Origin of the sequence: Oribacterium sp. FC2011 (assembly GCF_000701645.1) — a bacterium.
Classification (GTDB): domain Bacteria; phylum Bacillota; class Clostridia; order Lachnospirales; family Lachnospiraceae; genus Oribacterium.
Genome location: NZ_JNJM01000007.1, coordinates 31,709 through 52,262, shown reverse-complemented (window position 1 = coordinate 52,262; position 20,554 = coordinate 31,709). Strand labels below are relative to the sequence as shown.

The 20,554-nt window shown below is 42.3% G+C and carries 18 protein-coding genes and 1 riboswitch; of the genes, 12 read left to right on the top strand and 6 right to left on the bottom strand.

Going from position 1 to position 20,554, the window contains the following annotated elements:
- The first annotated feature begins 20 nt into the window (after window positions 1-20).
- From T357_RS21970 to ribH, 6 genes are all read left to right on the top strand, one after another.
- On the top strand, window positions 21-146 hold the full coding sequence (locus T357_RS21970; protein ID WP_255342808.1) for a hypothetical protein: 126 nt from the start codon (window positions 21-23) through the stop codon (window positions 144-146).
- The gene (locus T357_RS0107085; protein WP_031550237.1) at window positions 143-1,699 is read left to right on the top strand and encodes an SIR2 family protein; all 1,557 of its coding nucleotides are present in this window, start codon (window positions 143-145) and stop codon (window positions 1,697-1,699) included. Before T357_RS21970 ends, T357_RS0107085 begins: the two co-directional genes overlap by 4 nt.
- A 305-nt stretch (window positions 1,700-2,004) precedes the next feature.
- A riboswitch (FMN riboswitch) is annotated at window positions 2,005-2,118 on the top strand.
- Between the two features lie 281 nt (window positions 2,119-2,399).
- The gene (gene ribD / locus T357_RS0107080; RefSeq protein WP_031550233.1) at window positions 2,400-3,629 is read left to right on the top strand and encodes a bifunctional diaminohydroxyphosphoribosylaminopyrimidine deaminase/5-amino-6-(5-phosphoribosylamino)uracil reductase RibD; all 1,230 of its coding nucleotides are present in this window, start codon (window positions 2,400-2,402) and stop codon (window positions 3,627-3,629) included.
- A 145-nt stretch (window positions 3,630-3,774) separates the two neighbouring features.
- Window positions 3,775-4,500 (top strand): riboflavin synthase, encoded by a 726-nt coding sequence (gene ribE, locus T357_RS0107075; RefSeq protein WP_031550231.1) that lies wholly within the window; start codon window positions 3,775-3,777, stop codon window positions 4,498-4,500.
- 138 nt (window positions 4,501-4,638) lie between these two features.
- Window positions 4,639-5,868 carry a bifunctional 3,4-dihydroxy-2-butanone-4-phosphate synthase/GTP cyclohydrolase II gene (locus T357_RS0107065; RefSeq protein ID WP_044916388.1) on the top strand — a complete coding sequence of 410 codons (1,230 nt, stop codon included), beginning with the start codon at window positions 4,639-4,641 and terminating at the stop codon, window positions 5,866-5,868.
- A gap of 141 nt (window positions 5,869-6,009) precedes the next feature.
- Complete coding sequence (gene ribH, locus T357_RS0107060) at window positions 6,010-6,483, top strand: 6,7-dimethyl-8-ribityllumazine synthase (protein ID WP_031550225.1); 474 nt, start codon at window positions 6,010-6,012, stop codon at window positions 6,481-6,483.
- An 88-nt stretch (window positions 6,484-6,571) separates the two neighbouring features.
- On the opposite strand, the gene T357_RS0107055 is transcribed toward ribH, so the two are convergent.
- Both T357_RS0107055 and T357_RS0107050 read right to left on the bottom strand, forming a co-directional pair.
- A complete protein-coding gene (locus T357_RS0107055; RefSeq protein WP_049962324.1) occupies window positions 6,572-6,871 on the bottom strand; it encodes a hypothetical protein in 300 nt (99 codons plus the stop codon).
- A 34-nt stretch (window positions 6,872-6,905) separates the two neighbouring features.
- A complete protein-coding gene (locus T357_RS0107050; protein ID WP_044916386.1) occupies window positions 6,906-7,907 on the bottom strand; it encodes an amidohydrolase family protein in 1,002 nt (333 codons plus the stop codon).
- A 205-nt stretch (window positions 7,908-8,112) separates the two neighbouring features.
- Here T357_RS0107050 and T357_RS0107045 point away from each other — a divergent pair, with 205 nt between their 5' ends.
- The 3 genes from T357_RS0107045 to T357_RS0107035 all read left to right on the top strand — a co-directional run bounded on the left by T357_RS0107045 (window position 8,113) and on the right by T357_RS0107035 (window position 11,267).
- Complete coding sequence (locus T357_RS0107045) at window positions 8,113-8,724, top strand: DUF6935 domain-containing protein (RefSeq protein ID WP_031550216.1); 612 nt, start codon at window positions 8,113-8,115, stop codon at window positions 8,722-8,724.
- Between the two features lie 113 nt (window positions 8,725-8,837).
- Window positions 8,838-9,998 (top strand): flagellin lysine-N-methylase, encoded by a 1,161-nt coding sequence (gene fliB, locus T357_RS0107040; protein ID WP_155991298.1) that lies wholly within the window; start codon window positions 8,838-8,840, stop codon window positions 9,996-9,998.
- Window positions 9,999-10,115: 117 nt separating this feature from the next.
- A complete protein-coding gene (locus tag T357_RS0107035) occupies window positions 10,116-11,267 on the top strand; it encodes a zinc ribbon domain-containing protein (protein WP_031550210.1) in 1,152 nt (383 codons plus the stop codon).
- A 144-nt stretch (window positions 11,268-11,411) separates the two neighbouring features.
- Here T357_RS0107035 and T357_RS0107030 read toward each other — a convergent pair whose 3' ends face one another.
- Complete coding sequence (locus T357_RS0107030; protein WP_031550207.1) at window positions 11,412-11,726, bottom strand: TIGR04076 family protein; 315 nt, start codon at window positions 11,724-11,726, stop codon at window positions 11,412-11,414.
- Window positions 11,727-11,900: 174 nt separating this feature from the next.
- Here T357_RS0107030 and T357_RS0107025 point away from each other — a divergent pair, with 174 nt between their 5' ends.
- Both T357_RS0107025 and citF read left to right on the top strand, forming a co-directional pair.
- On the top strand, window positions 11,901-12,818 hold the full coding sequence (locus tag T357_RS0107025) for a magnesium transporter CorA family protein (RefSeq protein WP_031550204.1): 918 nt from the start codon (window positions 11,901-11,903) through the stop codon (window positions 12,816-12,818).
- 127 nt (window positions 12,819-12,945) lie between these two features.
- Window positions 12,946-14,520, top strand: a complete 1,575-nt coding sequence (gene citF / locus T357_RS0107020) for a citrate lyase subunit alpha (protein WP_031550201.1) — start codon at window positions 12,946-12,948, stop codon at window positions 14,518-14,520.
- 191 nt (window positions 14,521-14,711) lie between these two features.
- Here the strand turns inward: citF and T357_RS0107015 are convergent, their stop codons facing one another.
- Both T357_RS0107015 and T357_RS0107010 read right to left on the bottom strand, forming a co-directional pair.
- On the bottom strand, window positions 14,712-17,132 hold the full coding sequence (locus T357_RS0107015; protein WP_031550198.1) for a ribonucleoside triphosphate reductase: 2,421 nt from the start codon (window positions 17,130-17,132) through the stop codon (window positions 14,712-14,714).
- Window positions 17,133-17,318: 186 nt separating this feature from the next.
- Window positions 17,319-18,068 carry an SDR family NAD(P)-dependent oxidoreductase gene (locus T357_RS0107010; RefSeq protein WP_031550195.1) on the bottom strand — a complete coding sequence of 250 codons (750 nt, stop codon included), beginning with the start codon at window positions 18,066-18,068 and terminating at the stop codon, window positions 17,319-17,321.
- A 190-nt stretch (window positions 18,069-18,258) separates the two neighbouring features.
- On the opposite strand from T357_RS0107010, the gene T357_RS0107005 reads away from it, so the two are divergent.
- On the top strand, window positions 18,259-19,323 hold the full coding sequence (locus T357_RS0107005; protein ID WP_031550192.1) for a LacI family DNA-binding transcriptional regulator: 1,065 nt from the start codon (window positions 18,259-18,261) through the stop codon (window positions 19,321-19,323).
- A gap of 12 nt (window positions 19,324-19,335) precedes the next feature.
- Here T357_RS0107005 and T357_RS0107000 read toward each other — a convergent pair whose 3' ends face one another.
- Window positions 19,336-20,454, bottom strand: coding sequence for an enolase C-terminal domain-like protein (locus T357_RS0107000; protein WP_031550189.1), 1,119 nt, complete (start codon window positions 20,452-20,454; stop codon window positions 19,336-19,338).
- Window positions 20,455-20,554 lie beyond the last annotated feature (100 nt).

Genomic DNA, 20,554 nt, shown 5'->3' with positions numbered 1-20,554 from the left:
TAGGGAGTCAAGCTCTTGATATGCAAAACGAAATAATGCAGCTACGCAATGAAAATAAAGAATTGAAAGATGAATTGAATCAAAAGAAGAGAGTTATTCGCCACAAAAATGCATTATATATAACTCTTGGAGGGAAGAAAGTATGACAATGGAAGAATTGGTGGAGAATTTTAATACAACCCCCTTTTTATTTGTGGGTTCCGGAATGTCTAGAAGATATCTAAATCTTCCAGATTGGAAAGGACTTTTAAAGCATTTTGTTAATCAGCTAGGAAAGGACGAATTTGCATATAATGCTTTTGAAAATAAAGCAAAATCTGATGAATGCAAGGCTGGAATTATGCCAAAGATTGCTGAGTTAATTCAAAAGGATTACGATGCAAAATGGTTTGCAGAACCTGCTATTAGAACATCTGATGAACACGCATTAGAAGCGATACATAGAGGGGTATCTCCATTTAAGGTTGAAATCGCAGAGTATATAAGAAACAATTGTCTGAGGCAAGATAGTTATAAAGAGGAGTTAGATGAACTCAGGCAATTGTCTGAAAGGAGTATATCAGGGGTTATTACTACAAATTATGATAAACTTCTTGAACAAATTTTTGGTGGATATTCCACTTTTGTAGGACAAAATGAGCTTATTTTTTCTGCATTACAAGGTGTGGCTGAAATATATAAAATACATGGGGATATAGATAAGCCTGATAGTATAGTAATCAATGAGGATGACTATGTTGAGTTTGAATCTAAAAGCGCATATCTTGCAGCAAAGCTTCTTACGATTTTTATGGAATATCCAATAATATTTATGGGCTATTCTATAAGTGATTCAAATATTATCAATATCATAAAAGCTATAGTTGAATGCTTAAATGATGAGCAGCTTAAAATGTTGGAAGATAGATTTATATTTGTAGAATATAGGGAAAATTTTGTTGGAACTGAAATCACGCCTTATGTGATTATGGCAGGAGATAAGCCTCTTTCAATGAAAAGAGTAATACTGTCAGATTTTATGCTATTATATAAGGCTTTAGAGAACAAAAGAGCAAAATTGCCTGTTAAGATTTTACGAAGATTTAAACAGGAGATTTATGACTATACTATCACAAGTGTACCAACGGGACATTTGAGAGTGGCAGCATTGGACGATAAAAGGGTAGGAGATGAGGAATTAGTTTTATCAATTGGAAAAATGTCGGATTACGGACTCAAGGGACTTAGTGGAATAAGACCAAATGAGTGGTATAGAAATGTCATATTAAACGATCTTGATTTTGCAGCTGATGATCTTTTAGAATATGCATTTCCTTCGTTGATAAAGCAGAACTCAGGCCGATTACCAATAAATAAATACTTAAATGAGGCTACTAAGAAATTCGAGGAATGTGAAAAAGTTGCTGCAGCATTGGACTTTGAACACATCATATCCAATACAATAAAGAGAAATAGGAGATGTTTAGGTCAATATACATCAGTGATGCAAATATGGAATCAAGAGAAATCATCGTTAGAAAGAGCGACAAGATTGATTTCACATCTGCCTGAAGACAAGATAGATGTATCTGAACTAGAAAAAGTATTACAAGAAATTTTTTCTAATGATGCTAATGTATTAGAAACTGCTCCAGATGGAACAAGAAGCCATATTAGAAGACTGATATTGGTGTATGACTATTTAAAGTGGCGGAAATAAAAAGAACTTCACGACTAAAGCATTTGTAAACAAACACCGCTCGTGAAGCCCTTGTAATTCCGTCATCAACGCTTTTGAATTAAGCATCTATAAATAGACACCGAACGCAAAAACGCTATGTAATCTAGTTCTTGTTAATTATACAATTAGGATATGATTATGTAAATATGTTTTTGATATTTGGAGCAGCTTTGTATTCTCAGTAACTTGAATAATGTCTACGGTAAATAAATTGCTTTACATGAACGAAATAATGGTATATGATTCCAAAAGAAACAGATGATTAAATCATCTTTAAAAATGAATATGATCTTCGGGGAAGGTGAAATTCCTTATCGGCGGTAAAGCCCGCGAGCCTTATGGCAGGATCCGGTTAGATTCCGGGGCCGACAGTATAGTCTGGATGGAAGAAGATAGAGAAATCGAAATATCGGTTTTCTTTTTGCTAGGTATATCAACCCCGAAACAGTTATGTTTCGGGGTTTTTTTATGAAAAAACGATTTACTTTAGCTCTTATAAATGAATGTTCAAATAATATTGAAATGTTTCAGGATTTCAATATTTCTTCTTCCTTCTCATCACCTCTTAATGCTGTTTTTCGAGTCTTAATATTTGACATTCAGATGTAAGCTTATTGGCTAATAAAAAATATTTTATGTCTTAAGAATAGGCAGTTCCCAGGATCAGAGAGGAGTCCCATTGGAAAATGAAAAATATATGCGTCGTGCAATTGAGCTGGCAAGGCTGGGAGAAGGATGGTGCCATCCAAATCCTTTGGTCGGAGCGGTAATTATAAAGGACGGAAACATTATCGGAGAAGGGTTTCATGAACGGTACGGAAGTCTTCACGCAGAGCGTAATGCTATAAAAAATCTGTCTGAGAGTGCGGAAGGTGCAACACTGTATGTGACACTGGAGCCCTGCTGTCATCACGGGAAGCAGCCGCCCTGTACCGAAGCTGTTCTGGAGAGCGGGATAAAGAAGGTGGTGATAGGTTCCCGGGATCCAAATCCGAAGGTGGCAGGAAAAGGAGTAAGGTTTCTGAAAGAGAATGGGATCGAAGTGGTGGAGGATTTTCTAAAGGATGAGTGTGATGAACTGAATCCGGTTTTCTTTCATTTTATGACCACAAAAAAGCCTTATGTCACTATGAAGTATGCCATGACCATGGATGGAAAAATCGCAACAAAAACCGGCAGATCCAAATGGATCACGGGGGAAGAGGCGAGAAGGCGGGTTCAGGAAATGAGACATGCTCATATGGGGATAATGGTGGGAATAGGAACTGTTTTGGCAGATGATCCTATGCTGAATTGCCGGATACCGGGAGGAAGGTCACCTGTGAGGATCATTTGTGACAGTCAATTGAGAATTCCGCTTGATTATGAAATTGTAAAGACAGCTGATGATTACAGCACCATCGTGGCTTGTGGTTTTCCCGGGATTCCCGTTGGTGAGTTAGATCCGGAGCACGATTTTTCCCATGATATATCTGAAAACCTGATCATGGGTGATAGTCATGAGGATTCAGGATTTCATGAAGATCTGTGTTTAAGAGATATAGCTTTCAAACTAAAGGAGCTTGGTAAAGCCGGGATCACGGTCATCAATTGTTGTCCGGAAGAAAGGATAACCGAGTCCGGTGTTGATCTCCAAAAACTGATGACTATCCTTGGTGAAAGAGGAATCGACAGCATACTTCTGGAGGGCGGAGGAACACTCAACGAAAGCGCATTGAAGGCAGGAATCGTAAATGAAATTGATGCTTTTATCGCACCAAAGATTTTTGCCGGTAATGCAAAAACTCCGGTCATGGGTTTGGGAGTGGATAATCCAGAGGACGCCTACAGATGCGAGATAAAAGATGTGGAACAAATCGGTGAAGACATTCTGATCAGATATGTAGTTTCAGGTAAAACTGTCAGTTAGACAGACGTTTTAGAATTCCACCGGGGACGGTTTTTGCCGGCGAGAATCGTCCCCGGTGGATAAGGAGAGGGAGCCGGATAGATCTGCATCTGTATGTCAGAAATAAACGGCGAAAAACATGCATTTATAGATGAGGGAGAAATAAGTGTTTACAGGGATAATCGAAGAAAAGGGGTTGATCAGGAACCTTGATATAAACGGAAGTTCCGGACGGACCATCATCAACTGCAGAAAGGTTCTGGAAGGAACAAAAACCAGAGACAGCATAGCGGTGAACGGAATCTGTCTTACGGTGACAGAACTTTATGAGGATGCATTCGCGGCAGATGTCATGGCGGAAACTGTCAGAAGAAGCTCTCTGTCTCGGGCAAGACCGGGAGATCCTGTGAATCTGGAAAGGGCCATGGCGGCAGACGGAAGATTTGGCGGACATATAGTATCCGGACATATCGACGGAACCGGAGTGGTACGGGATATAAGAAAAGAAGAAAATGCGGTCTGGTTCAGCATCGAAGCAGGGGATTCGATTCTTAAATATGTTATCGAAAAGGGCTCTGTAGCCATAGACGGGATAAGTCTCACAGTGGCTTATGTTGATGATGAGATATTTAAAGTGTCGGTTATACCGCATACTCTCAGGGAGACAGCATTGGCATCAAAAAAGGTCGGAAGTCCGGTGAATCTGGAGTGTGATGTCATCGGGAAATATGTTGGCAAGCTCCTGGGAATGAAAACCGGAAATCTGAATAAACAGAATGAGGAGAGAAACGTTTCCGAAACAAAGTGGGTGGACGAAACAAACGGAATAACAGGATATGCCGGCAGCTCAAACGGCGGGATGACCATGGAGTTTCTGGAAACGTATTTATAGAATGGGCGGACCGACTTGAGGCCGGAAACCGGAAGAAATAAGCAGATGAAATCCGAAGTTGGCTCGGAACAGTCTGAAACAGAAAAATATTCTGAAAATGAAATAATAATCTGATTAAAAGGCGGGATGGAGGAAAAAATGGAACGAAAATATGCAAGTATCGAGAAGGCACTGGAGGATTTACGGCAGGGAAAGATCATCCTTTGCTCAGATGACCCGGACAGGGAAAATGAGTGCGACATGATATGTGCGGCAGAATTTGCAACCCAGGAGAATATCAATTTTATGGCAAGTTTTGCGAAGGGACTTATATGTACACCCATGAGTTTGGAAATCGCAAACAGGCTTCTGCTTCCGCCTATGGTTTCCGAGAATACAGACAACCACGAGACGGCATTTACGGTATCGGTTGATCATATAGACACAACAACCGGGATTTCTGCAAAGGAGCGTGGACTCACTATGCGGAAGCTGGCAGCAGGAGAATCAAATGGTACAGATTTCAGACGTCCGGGTCACGTTTTCCCGCTTACTGCAAGGCGCGGGGGAGTACTGGTGAGAAACGGCCACACAGAGGCTACCGTTGACCTCATGAGGCTCGCGGGACTTACGGAGTGCGGCGTTTGCTGCGAGATCATGGCAGCGGACGGAACCATGATGATGACCTCGGAAATCTGGGAGATGGCGGAGAAGTATGACCTTACATTTATCACCATAAAGGATCTGCAAACCTATATCCGCATCCATGAGAAGCATGTGGTGCAGGAAGCCTCGGCAAAGCTCCCCACAAAATTCGGCGAGTTCAGGATGTGTGGTTATGTCAATGACATCACCGGGGAGCATCATGTTGCACTTGTAAAGGGCGATATCGGAACGGGTGAAGATGTGCTGTGCAGGGTTCATTCGGAGTGTCTCACGGGAGATGCATTCGGTTCCCTGAGATGTGACTGCGGACTTCAGCTGGAAAAATCCATGGAGATGATAGAAAAAGAAGGCCGTGGGATACTGCTCTATATGAGGCAGGAGGGCAGAGGAATCGGACTCATCAATAAGATAAAAGCCTATGCACTTCAGGAAGAAGGTTATGACACTGTGGAGGCCAATGTTAAGCTCGGTTTTGCACCGGACATGCGGGAGTACTGGGTGGGCGCGCAGATACTGAGAGATCTGGGAGTGAAGTCCCTGAAGCTTCTGACCAATAATCCGGATAAGGTTTATTCCCTTGAGGATTTCGGTCTGTCCATCAGCGAGCGGGTTCCAATTGAGATCCCGGCACAGAGGTACGATATAAGGTATCTCAGGACAAAGAAAATAAAGATGGGGCATATATTTAATGCCATAGATCTGAAGGAAGATGAAACAGCCTGAGGCAAAACCTAAAGGTGATTCCGTGTACGTTGCTTTCAGAAGAAAACTTAAGAATCATCATTAAATCAGATAAGAGTTATCAGTTATTGGGAAATACAGAAAATTATAGGTAGATGGATATAAGAACAAAGGAGAAGGAAAATGAGAGAGATCAATGTTTTGGAAGGAAAGCTTGTTGCAAAAGAGGGAATGAAGGTTGGTATCGTGGCGGCCAGATTCAATGAGATCATTGTGAATAAACTACTTGGCGGAGCCATTGACGGACTTGTCCGCCACGGAGTGGAGGACGGGAACATTACCGCCGCCTGGGTACCCGGTGCCTTTGAGATACCTGCAGTTGTGAAGCGTATGGCGAAGAGCGGAAAGTACGATGCAGTGATAGCTCTTGGTGCGGTGATCAGAGGACAGACAAGTCATTACGATTATGTTTGTAATGAGGTTTCAAAGGGTGTTGCACAGATTTCACTTGAGACCGGAATTCCCGTTATGTTCGGAATTCTGACAACCGACAACATAGAGCAGGCTATCTCAAGAGCCGGAAGCAAGGCAGGAAACAAGGGCTATGACTGCGCTGTTGGTGCCATAGAAATGGTGAATGTGATGGAGCAGATCTGACGAATCATACTCTGACACTGTAGAATTGAATTAAGGAAAACAATAGAAAGAAGGAACCGTGTTGAACTGACACGGTTCCTTTTTTGACCTATTGTAGTCTGCCTGCTTCTTTGTCATATTTTAAATTTCTGTAGTAAAGCGCTATGTCTATCGATACCAGTAGTATATCTGCCAGGTAGAACCAGAAGGAGTGAAGAAGTTCTCCGGTTCTCAGATATACTATTATCTTTGCGGATATTCCGAACAAATATCCGATGACTACAAGATATTCGTACATCACGCTTTTTCCGAGGGTGGTTTTACTTTTTAGCGATTTCAGTATGTTGATGGGCCATGAACAGCCGAAGATGATCAGCATAATTATTTCGCACAATACTACTATATCCATTGATATTATCTCCTTAAGCTTGATATAAAACCAATTAATATTTTTTTATAAGATTTAATGCATTACCACGACAGACCTTTTCAGCAGTTTCGGGAGAGAGCTTGTCTAAGAGGGAGTAATATTTTGTTACTTCGGCAGGGTAGTTAGACCAGTGACCTACCTTGTCTGTACCTATCATAAAACGATCGGGATATTTCTCAATGAGCACAGCCCACATTTCCGAAAATATAGTCGTTGAATTATTAATATGTTCCATTTTGCTCATCAGGTCTCCTTTTACATAATTCTCAAAGAATACCCAGGATATATCAACGTAGAGATTAGGATGATTGTGAAGAAGTTCTCCCGCAATTATCAGCAGTTCTTCAATCTCGATTCTACGTGAAATACCTATATGAGCCCAGATGATTTTACAGTTCCTGTTGAAGGAAAGAGCCTCCTCCAGTTCATATCTGTATTCGGGTTCAGTGGCATTTTGAGGAGAGATGTTATGATGAACCAGCACGGGCAAACCACGGTCTGCGGCCAGGTCAAAAATCCTTTTGAAAGTCGGATTGTTAATTCGAAGACCTTCTCCGTAGGTCAATGCAGTAAGGTCGTCATGTCTGCTCATGATCTCACCTATGCCTTGCCAGAAATCCGGATACATATCCAAAAGACGCTCTATCTGGTCAGCAGCATATTTGTCTGTGCAGTCAACACCACAGCAGAAGGGATGAAATCTTCTTCTGATTTCTTCCGGCTGACACATAAGTTCATGGGCGAGAATGTGATCGGTTCCCGAATAATAGTAGCATCTGCTGTCGTCGCTCAGATAGTAGAGGGGTGGTTTTTTCATATCATTATTCCATTTCTTGACCAGAGGCATCCCAAAAATGATAGCCTCGGAGACACCACTCATGTCCATGGCACGGGCGAGTTCAGGGAACCCGTCCGAATTCTGGGTAAAATCAAGAAAATGCAGATGGGAATCTACAATTTTGTATTTAAGATCGTTTGTGACAGTTTGAATATCTGTTTTTTTATCGAAAATCATATCCTTGCATATAACCTTTCTGTAATTAACAAAACATAAATATGTTCAGGTATCCCATAATATCGACAGATAATATCATTTGTATAAATCCTGTTCTTAAGGCTGAATGGTGAATGCACGGGATTTTTTCTATTGGCCAAAAATAAAAATTATTTTAAAATGGCTAATAGAATCTTGAAATGGAATCTTAAAAGGAGTTTTGACTATGGGATTATTTGATTCATTAAAATCACAGGCTATATCCACAATAAGAAAAGAAGCAGGTAGTGCAGTTAATAATGCAGTGAATGGTGCGATGCAGAACATTGGAAAGGGACGCAATCATACAGAGACTTTTCAATTTAATGTTCTCCCGCAAAATCTGTCAGAACTTCAGTCTTTGCCGGAGGCATCATTAGACAGTGCGTTTAAGACGGCAGCTCTTGTTATAGTGGCACTTACAAGATATGAACAGGATACGGCTGCATGTTTTGAAATGCTTAACTTCTTAAAGGGACCGGAACCGTTAAGTGAGTTTGAAAAACAATTTTTAAAGGACCGTTTGTCGGGAGCAACCTATAAAACAATGTCGTTCTTTGATGGTGCAATCCCCGGGAACAATTATCAGCCGACGGTTCCTTATACGTTAAAGGTTAGTGAAAATCCGTATTCTTTTGATAATGAAAACTGGGCTGTAATGTATGTTACCAGTGGTGGAGCGGATTCACCGAGACCGATCAAACTACGTAAGAAACCTTCCACAGGACAGTGGTTTTTAAATGAAATTCAATGCCTGTCGGATATACGCACACCTGTAGCGGCGGATCCGTGGGCTTAAAACAAAAATGGCTTTATCGAACATGAAGGCAGCGGAAAAAGCAGCTGAAGATGCCGAAGCCGCAGAAAAATCTATACAGATTTAGCGCATGCAAAAACAGAGTAAATACAAATATGTCAAAAGATATCATTGAGCCGGAATACTATAAAGATTTCAGATGCATAGGAGGGGATTGCTCTTTCACATGCTGTAAAGAATGGAAGATTGCTGTGGATCCGGACACAAAAAAGAAATGGAAATCCATAAAGGCTCCGGAAGGAATGAAAGAACAGGGCAGACTCCCGGAATCTGTCAGTGAAAGCGATATGTTGGATGCTTTCATAGTAAAAGCAGATGACTCGGAAGTGATCGGACTGCTTCCAAATATGAAGTGTCCTTTTCTGGAAGAAGACCGGTTATGCATACTTGTGAAGAATCACGGAGAAGAGGTTCTTTCAAAAACCTGCCATACTTTTCCAAGAGAGAGTCATGTCTATTCTGACCGCGTGGAAAGAGCTTTGGTTTCCTGTTGTCCTGAGGTTGTTGACAAATGGAAAGACATTGACAGTTTGAGTTTCACCGGATTTGATTACAAAGATGTTTCCGTGATCAAAAATCAAAAAGATGTATATAGACAGGTCAGAGATCTCATGATGTATTATCTGGCCGATGATAGGGTGAGTAACAGGATAAACCTTCTAAAGGCTTTCTTTGTTCTTCTGGATATATATTCCAAAAATGACGTCAGGGATCCTGGGGAGTATCTTTCCGGAGAGACTTTAGAGGAGCTGGAAGAAACAATAGAAACACTGTTTGAGGAACCGGAAGAATCAGTGAAAGAACGTAACGAGTTGTTTCTTGATATCACAGAGAACTATGTAAAAGAAGGAAGATATGCAGAGTTCCTTGGTCCTATGATAGATGAGGCAGAGCGATTGAAGGATTGTTCGGACTATGCTGTATTCCGTGAAAAAAACAAAGAATATGAAAAGCTCATGAGAAATTATCTTGTATCCGAGACCTTTTCAACTCTTCTTTTTCCTGATGCGGATATTCCGGATCTCGTAATGCAGTTTGAGTGGATGATGATGGAATATGCCCTTATGGAGCATGCGGTATATCTCAAATGGCGTTCATGTCCGGATAAAACAGTTCCCTACGAAACGGTACGTGACATGATGGTACTTGTTTCAAGGCTGACAGGATATGGCATGGATGATATCGAAGAGTACCTTATCAACAGTTTTGAGGATGCTGTATGGGACTTTGGATATGCGGTTTTTCTGCTGGGATGATTTCTTCTGACAGACAACTGTCACTTTCAAAAAACAAATAATCCGAAGACCATTTTGTGTTATAGTTGCAGTATGATCGTAAGATTATTCTACAGGATGACTATAAGGAGAACTCTGATGACAATTCAAAATCCTAACTATATGTACTATAAGCAGTTGGCAGATACATGGAAGAGTGCTGACGGTTCCATCACAGCCGTCCTTACTGATACCGTGCATATCACTGTAAAATATGGGGATGCAATAATTGATGGTTATTATGATGTGGTTCCGGCAGGCCTTGACATGACGACATCAATGCAGGGATTTATGGGCCTGGGAATGATGGGGGTTTCTGATGGTTTTACATATCAGCATAACTTCGGTGAGGATTTCAGAATAAAGCTTGGTGATACAGCCCTCAAAAAAGGTGATCAGACGATCTACAACATTGCTTCCGCATGGCATGATATTGAAGACAAGCTTCACATCGACCTGATCAATGCTTTCACAGGAGAAAAGATAAGTTTCGTTCTGTCCCGTGACGCAGCAGCTTCTGCTGTAACACTGAAAGATGGCGAAGTTCAATGTGAATGCGGGCAGATTTTCTCCGGTAAGTTTTGCCCAAACTGCGGAGCACAGCGTAAAGAGGAAAATACATTCGTTTGTGAGTGCGGATATAGCGGTCCCATCAGCAATTTCTGTCCGGAATGTGGTAAACCTGTTTCGTCACAATTGCAGAAAATAACTCCGTCACCTTCACCCGCTTCTGCGATACCCCCTGTTGCCTTCAGGATTACTGATGATGGCACCATAGAGCCGGTGTATGATGATGGAACCGATACTTCCGAACAGGAGCAGCAAGCCGGTTGGACATGTTCAGAATGCGGAGCCGATCTTCAGACTGGAGATACATGCACTAAGTGCGGAGCGGAGATTAAAAAAGAGCTGCTTTTTTCGATATCAGAATATAAGTCGACCAACCCTCCCCAGTATGATGGTGTTCAGGTGTGGAAGTTTTCAGATACAAAACTCATAATGCAGAGGGGGAAGCGTTTCCGATTCATACCAATTACAGTCACTGAGCCTGCATTAGAAATCATCAGAAAATACGGCATCGATAATAAGGAGAAGAATAAAAGTCTCATGCCGGGAATCTGCGGAGGTTATCAGACAGTAAGCTTTTGGGACGGAGAAAAGATGGTTGGAGCTTCTACAGACGATATGCCCGGAGCGGCGAGTGCATACTATGAACTTATGGCTTTGTTCATGACGGCAGCTAACGAGTAACTCTTAAGTCGGTGGACCGTGTGGACGGGAATAGTGACACTGGCTAAAGCATTACACTAACGATCAATAATAATAGATTCAACAATATAAATATCCCGGTTCAGTCAAAGGGTGTTTGACTGAACCGGGATATTCTTTTCTGTTTTACAGGGCATCTTCATCCATGGTTTCCAACAGAAAACTGACCGGTCTGAAACCGTCGTTACAGGAAATCATAGCTGATTTCGGATTCTTCATCCAACCGTCATAGAAGTTTTCCCCACCGTGAGCCAAAGCCATTACAAATGCCGACACCGTATCCCAGGCACTTGAGCAAAATCCCTCAGGTTTTTCCCAACCATTGCATATAAAAGTCTGCCCAAGTTCCATAGAGCAGGCATGCTCCAGGGGATTCTCATACTGCTCTATCAGATCGTCATAGTGGGCAATTTTCTTTACTGTAATACGGACCTTTTTCATGGGTAGTCTCCTTTGCTTGTATGATATACTATTAGAGTATATAATTCTTTGCTTTTATACATTATGAGCAAAGACTAATTTCTACATCATACAAGATATTATACATGACGGAATGCTTTATGATTATTATAAAGCAAATGAAATATCCATGAGGACAATTTACGGAGGAGTTAAATGTTTTATCTGATTGAAGAAACATTGAAAGAAATCAAAAAGGAAGATTTAAAAACCACGGACAAGCAATATGTTGCCGTGTTGTCCTCCGAAGAATGGAAACAGGATTTGGATATGTTTGAAATGGGTATAGATATAGGTCCTGATCTGGCTGAGATATTCACTACAAAAGCAGAAGTGAACTATGATTCACTTACAGGTTCATTTTCTATTCCAAACAGAAATGATCTTTCGGGAACGGACAGCAAGTTTGCCTTCGTACTTGACGAAAAAGGAATAGTGTTTATCGATGACAGCGGTAAGGCAGAAGAACTGATAACCAATATCCTGCGTGTGAAAAAGTGGAAGTTTCCGAGTCTTGAAAGATTTATATATGATTTTCTGGATCAGATAGTGATAGATGATTTAAGGCTCATGGAAAAATACGAGTGTGAGCTGGATTCCATGGAAAAGACTATCATGGACGGTAAGGACTCGTTTCCATCAGTCAGACTGAATGATATCAGAAACGATATACGAAACCTTCGTATCCATTATGAACAGCTCCTGGATCTGGGTCAGGAACTTGAAGAGAATGAAAACAATTTCTTTAAGCAAAAAAACCTGAGATACTTCAGGCTGTTTTTAAATCGTGTGTCAAGACTTCATGACTATTCGGCTTCGTTACGGGATTATACTATGCAGCTGAGAGACCAGTACAAGGCACATCTGGATATCAAACAAAACAGCATCATGACGATACTGACGGTTGTTACAACGATCTTTATGCCGCTTACGCTTATAGTAGGATGGTACGGGATGAATTTCCGATACATGCCTGAACTTGAATGGAGGTGGGGATATCCTTTAATAATTGTTGTAAGCATTCTGATTGCCGTGGGTTGTTTACTGTTCTTTAAAAAGAAAAAGTGGTTGTAGTTAAACAGGATGGTGCTCCGGAGCTTTATCAATACATGATGAAAACCATCTATTATTGAAGCAGGATCATCTTTAGGGATTTACAGGGGAACTAAGTATATTTATATGAGAAAAACGGAGGTGAGTTATGATCAATGCTGTCGGCAGGGAAATACCTGATGAGATACTCAGAAAGTACGGAAAAGAACCGTTTAGCGGAGTTCATTACAGAGACAATAAGCCATATAAAAAGGCTGAAGTTACGGCTTGTGGCATGGTTGATCCAATGAGAAACAAGATGGTGTCATCCATAAGGGAAGCGATGGAAAAATGCAACGCCCATGATGGCATGGTTTTCTCATTTCATCATCATTTCCGGGATGGGGATCATATAGTCAATATGGTGATGCAGACTGCCTTTGAAATGGGACTTAAGGATCTGACAGTCTGTGCCAGTTCCCTTGGCGCTGCCCATAGTGTGGTTGCGGATCTAATCGAAAAAGGCATCGTCACAGGCATACAGACTTCCGGAATCAGGGACCGTATAGGAGAGGCCGTATCATATGGAAAGCTTAAGACGCCTGCCATTATCCGTTCTCACGGTGGACGTGTGAGAGCTATTGAGGAAGGTGATGTACATATAGACATCGCATTTATCGGGGCTCCTACAGCGGATGAATACGGGAATTTAAGGGCAGTAGGCGGAAAGAGTGACTGCGGTGTTCTGTCATACTCTATGGTGGATGCAAAATATGCAGACTACACTGTGGCAATTACAGACACTCTTGTACCGTTCCCCAATTATCCGCCATCTATCCCAATGACTGATGTGGACTATGTCTGCGTGGTGGATGAGATAGGAAATCCTGCAAAAATAGCCAGCAATGTAATCCGAATGACTCAGGACGTAAGAGAACTTAAAATGGCGGAAGACTGCGCAAAGGTCATGGCAGCAACGCCGTTTTTCAAAGATGGTTTTTCTTTCCAGACCGGAGGAGGCGGAGCTTCCCTTGCGGTTACACGATTCCTGGAGCCACTGATGGAGGAGAGAAACATTAAAATGTCTTTTGCCATCGGCGGTATAACGAAGCCCATGTGTGACCTTTTGGAAAAGGGTTATATCAGAACCGTTGTCGATGCCCAGTGTTTTGATAAAACAGCTATAGAATCGGTAAAAAATGATCCGAGGCATTATGAGATTTCAACCTCAGAGTACGCAAATCCTCTTAACAAGGGAGCCTTCGTCAATAAGCTGGATTTTGTGATCCTTGGAGCCCTGGAGATAGATACCGGTTTTAATGTAAATGTCACAACAGGCTCAGATGGTGTGCTGCGAGGGGCACCGGGAGGACATCCGGATACGGCAGCCGGAAGCAGATGTTCAATCATTGTTGCGCCTCTTATAAGAGGACGCATACCCACAGTGGTTGAAAGGGTTGTCAATGTCACCACCCCGGGTGAAGCCGTTGATGTTCTGGTTACGGATTATGGTGTAGCCATTAATCCAAAAAGGAAGGATCTTATAGAATGTCTTTCTGCGTCAGGGCTTCGTATCGTGACTATTCAGGAATTGCTTTCGACTGCATTAAACATCGTCGGGAAACCTGAACCCATTCATTTTGAAGATGATATAGTAGGAATAATTGAAAGCCGGGATGGTACAATAATGGATGTGGTCAGACGCATAAAACCGCAAACAGAGATACATGAGATCATAGGGTGATAGGGCAAACGGTGAATATGTAAGGACCATTAATATAGTGTCGGAATTCTCGGAAGTGAAATAAAAGCCACACCCCGTTTCTTCTTAATCAGAAGAAACGGGGTGTGGCTTTAAGTGTTTCAAAGAATATGAAACGATTCGTGATTAATGATTTTAAAAGATTGTATAAACTCTGCCTGGTAGAAACCGTTTTAAGCCCCGGCCTTAAATACCTTGCCGCTGCTTAACCAGCTTCTGATGTCTGATACTCCGAGAAGTTTCTCATAGCTGTTTCCGGATGAGATAACAAGAGTAGGAGCCTGTTTGATTCCAAACTTTTCTACAAGTGTAGGATTTTCCATTGCATCCATGATCTCATAATGTACGCCTGCTTCGTCAAGAAGTGATCCGGCAATCTTGCAGTTAGGACATGTAGGAGTCTTGAACAGCATGATGGTATCTTCGGCAGAAGGAGATGAAATTGTGTTTGTTTCATTTTCCGGCTTGATAGCATTGGTCTCAGCCTTTGGCTTCATCTTAAGTCCTTCGTGAGTCAGCTTGGAATTTCCGAGATTATAAACCTTGCGGTCTTTGTACTCCTGAGCCTTTCCGTCATTCCAGTTGGCGATAGGTCTGTAGTAGCCGGTGATACGGCTGTAAACCTCTGTCTTTGCACCGCAGTGAGGACATACTGTCTGTTCGCCTGTAAGGTAACCATGCTCCTTGCATACTGAATATGTCGGTGACATGGTGTAGTAAGGTAGTTTGTAGTTCTCTGCAATCTTTCTTACAAGGCTGGCAGCTGCTTTCCAGTCAGGAAGCTTCTCACCAAGGAATGCGTGGAACACGGTTCCTGAGGTGTAAAGAGTCTGCAGCTCATCCTGGATATCAAGTGCTGAGAAAATGTCCTCAGTATATCCAACAGGAAGGTGTGATGAGTTGGTGTAGTAAGGAGTTCCGTCCATGTTTGCTGTGATGATCTCAGGATAAAGCTCCTTGTCATGCTTTGCAAAACGATAGGTTGTGGACTCTGCAGGAGTTGCTTCCAGGTTGTAGAGCTCACCGTCATACTGAACCTGATACTCTGACAGGCGGTTTCTCATGTGGTTGAGAACATCCTGTGAGAACTTCTGTGTACGTTCATCAGTCATATCTGCACCGATCCAGTTTGCGTTGAGGCCGACTTCGTTCATACCGATAAGACCTATGGTAGAGAAGTGGTTTGCAAATGTGCCGAGATATCTCTTGGTGTATGGGTACAGACCCTGCTCCAGAAGCTTTGTGATGACCTGTCTCTTGGTGTGGAGTGATCTTGCTGCGATATCCATAAGATGATCGAGTCTCTTATAAAAGTCTGCTTCGTCAGAGGCAAGATATGCTATACGCGGCATATTGATAGTAACAACTCCTATAGAGCCTGTTGACTCTCCGGAACCAAAGAAACCGCCGCTCTTTTTACGAAGCTCTCTTAAATCAAGGCGGAGTCTGCAGCACATTGAACGGACATCTGAAGGCTCCATATCAGAGTTTATGTAGTTTGAAAAATAAGGTGTTCCGTATTTGGCAGTCATTTCAAACAGAAGCTTGTTGTTCTCTGTCTCAGACCAGTCGAAATCACGTGTGATGGAATATGTCGGGATAGGATACTGGAAACCGCGTCCGTTGGCATCGCCCTCGATCATGATCTCGATAAATGCCTTGTTTACCATATCCATTTCCTTCTGACAGTCGCCGTAGGTAAAATCAAGTTCTTTTCCGCCAACAATGGCATTAAGGTTTCTGAGATCGGAAGGAACTGTCCAGTCCAAAGTGATATTTGTGAAAGGAGCCTGTGTTCCCCAACGACTTGGTGTATTTACGCCATATACAAAGGACTGTATGCACTGCTTAACTTCCTTCTGGGAAAGATTATCCACCTTTACAAAAGGAGCCAGATAAGTATCGAAGGATGAGAAAGCCTGTGCGCCTGCCCACTCGTTCTGCATGATTCCAAGGAAGTTAACCATCTGATTGCAGAGAGTAGAAAGATGGTTTGCAGGTGAAGATGTGATCTTACCCGGAATACCGCCGAGACCTTCCATAATAAGCTGTTTCAGTGACCATCCTGCGCAATAGCCGGTCAGCATGGAGAGATCGTGGATATGAATGGCAGCGCTTCTGTGAGCCTTGGCAATTTCATCATCGTATACTTCTGAAAGCCAGTAATTGGCCGTGATGGCACCTGAATTTGAAAGAATGAGACCGCCAACAGAATAGGTGACAGTTGAATTCTCTTTTACTCGCCAGTCATTGATCTTTAAATAGTCATCCACGATATCCTTGTAGTTAAGGAGGGTGGAATTGACATTACGTACCTTCTCACGCTGTTTACGATAGAGAATATATGCCTTTGCAACATCGGAGTAACCGGACTCGGAGAGAACCTTCTCTACACTGTCCTGAATCTCTTCCACGGTGATCTTGCCATCCCTGACCTTGGTCTCGAAATCTGAAGCTACTCTAAGCGAAATAAGGTCGATTACGCTTGAATGATATTCCTTCTCTAAAGCTTCAAATGCCTTTGTGATGGCTGCGGATATTTTGGAAATATTGAACTCGACTATAGCGCCATCTCTTTTAACTACCTGATACATAGGATCCCTCCCCCTGTGTTTTTGTGATAATTTAACGATAACACAAAGGGATCGAAGGTTCAATATGTAGAAGTGCATTGTAAGTAAAACGCAAGATATTGTGGTTAACGACATTTTGAACAGATGGAAAAAGGCATAAAAAAGCGGATATGATACGCAAAAAATGTGTATCATATCCGGTCATCTTTAGTATCCGAATGCGAGTGCGCCGCCGTCGAGTGCATAGTCCTGTCCTGTGATATATTTTCCGTGAGGGCCGATCAGGAAAGCTGCCATTGCACCCAAGTCTTTGGTGTCGCCAAAATCATGTACAGGGATGCGGTTCAGGATCTGTTGTCTGCGTTTGTCATCCATAACCTCATCCAGCATTTTTGAGTGGAACCAGCCGGGAGCAATAGAGTTTACACAGATGTTATCGTTTGCCCATTCTATGGCAAGACCTCTTGTCAATCCACAAACGGCTGCCTTACTTGTGCAGTAGGGAACAACTAGTGAAAATCCAAGGTGTGCACTCATGCTGGAGATATTGATGATCCTGCCTTTGAAAGGACTTTTTTTCAGATAAGGATAACAGAGCTGTGACATAGTGAAGACGCATTTAACATTAGTATCCAGAACACGATCAAATTCTTCTTCGGGTACTTCCTGAGCAACACACTTATAAGTGGTTCCTGCGTTGTTGACGAGGAAGTCAAAATGTCCTTCGTGTTTATCTGCAAGTTCTGCAATAATCTTTGTCATGGCGGCTTTATCGTTAATGTCACCTTTGATATGTATGGTGCCGGCCACACTGTCAGGGAAACCATCCTTAACTTTGCCGGTTCTGGAAATTATGTAGACCGTCGCACCCTGTAAAGCCAGAATATTTGCAATGTCAAGACCGATGCCGCTTGAACCGCCTGTTACGATTCCGGCATATCCTGTAAGTTCACCCATGATTTAATTACCTCCTGATTTGCGAATGATGTATTTTATATGGCGGCACGTTTTGGATTATTACGCTGTGCCACAGACAAAAGATAAGGTTACTTTAATAATTAAAATTCTCTATGTTATAATGACTGCATATTTCTTGATATGAAAAGATTTATATGAAACTTATCCTAAGGGAAAGGAAGTGCATATAATGAATGCCACAATCCGAGATGTTGCAGAAGCAGCAGGAGTCAGCATTAGTTCGGTTCACATCGCACTTAGTGGAAAAAAAGGTGTCAGTGAATCTACAAGAGCTCTCATAAAAGAGGTAGCAGAGAGGCTGGGCTATCAGCCAAACGAAAATGCTGCGTCTTTGAAACGTAAAAGACAGAAGATCCTGATAGTCCTGCCGGGGGTGCAGGGAGATAACAGCTTTTTCTATCCGCCCATGTGGCAGGGAATCCATGACTATGTATCAGCACATATTGCAAATGCTGAATTCATTGAAATTCCATATCATTCACATCAACACGATGAAATAGCGCAAAAGGTACATGAGATGCTGCACACCGGTGAAATCGATGGTTATCTCTCGGCGGGACATCTGGAAGTTGTTTCTGAAAGTGATTGGGAGTTTATCGATAGTAGAGGAATACCCGTGGTGTTTCTGAACTCATATCGTGAAAACACTGATTACCTTTGCTGCGTTGAGTGTAATTACGAGGTCATCGGCAGAACCATGGCGGAACTGATCACTTCCAGGATAATGTCGTATGGTAGTATCTTCCTTTTGGCCGGTAATCCCAAATTCCATTCACATTCTCAGATCGTCCGAGGATTTGATGCATATCTGAATGAGAATAACATCAAAAATCTGGTGTATAAAGATTTCTCGTGGAGTATTGAAAATGCAAATTATCTCCATATCCTCAGAGAAGTTATGCGCCCCGACATCGCTGCTTGTGCATCGGTATTTTCGCAGGGAACCTACCTTTTGGGACAGGCCCTGGAAGAATCAGGTAAGGTTGATATTTTTTCTGTGGGTTCTGACCTTTCTGAAGATACTCAGGAGCGTGTCAGAAAGGGTGTTTTTAATAACGTTATCCAGAAAAATCCTTATGCTCAGGGTTATTACGGTATTCGCGTCCTGACAGACTATCTTGTCAATGGTAAGGAGCCTGAATCCAAAATAGTCTATGTTGGTGCTGACGTGGTATTTAAGAGCAACCTCCCGATGTATGAAAAGAGTAATGTCGGTGCGATGATCTTCTATTAATGATCTTTCGGATTATACTTCCTGGCAGATATAGTTGTGGCAGGCGCTCTTAATGAGATCCCAGTCAAGCTCTGCTCCGACACCCGGTTTGTCCGGAACGTGGATGATACCGTTCTCATCTATGGGGAGATCGCCCTTCATAGGGAGACGGTAATTGTCTTCCGGTACAAAGTATTCAAAATATTTGCAGTTCTTAATAGCACAGCTTACATGAAGATTGGCCATATCCATATAGTTCATTGTTGTAGTATGTATCTCGACATTGAGGCCGAATGCTTCTGCAAGATGTGCTATTTTTAATGTGCCTGTTACGCCGTCTTTCCAGGAAACGTCTGCACGAACAATATCGGCAGCGTGCTGGTTGATGACCTGTGCGACGCCCCAATGACAGCCTCTGGTTGTTTCTGTTGCTGCTATAGGAATATCCAGTGTCTTACACAATTCTGTGTACTTATATAATTCAAAATCACGGAATGGTTCTTCAAACCATTCAAAATTCAGACGTTCCAGTTGTCTGCCGACGCGAACGGCTTCGTCAATGGTGTAATCACCAACAGGATCAGTCATGAGAGCGAAATCCGGACCGACAGCATCGCGGACAGCCTGATGAACAGCCATATCGAACTCTACAGGTCCTGCAGGGTGCATTTTGTACCCCTTCAGACCTTTGCTCTTATAAAGAAGCGCTTCGTCAACATAATCCTGAATTGTAGGAAGGAAGTTGGAGCTGGCATATGCCGGAAGAGAATCTCTGTAAGCGCCAATGTACTTATAAAGAGGAAGATTCGCTTCCTTGGCACAGATATCCCAAAGTGCTACATCTACAGGTCCTGGAAGGAATACCGGGAAGAATGCTTCGTGTCTGTCTATCACCCAAAGCTCCTGGAAGATTGCCTCTCTGTCGTGGGGATCTCTTCCTAATACAACCGGTGCAACAGTTTCATTTAAATAAGACTCGGAAACAGCTCCTGATCTGGCAGCCATGCAGGTGGCGATTCCTTCGATGCCGGTATCTGTAGTAAGCTTGATGACAAGAACGTCCCAGCCCATTTTTGCGCCTCCCTGACGCTTTTCATCAAACAGGCATTTGCCTCGTTCTACCCACCAGCTTTCAAATTTTTTGATAATCATAGGTCTCCTCCATATTTCAAGGAATTTCAACATAAACGTACTACTAAAACGTTTTGTTTAAGTATATCAGAATAAATAAAAAACACTATTAAGCGAACAA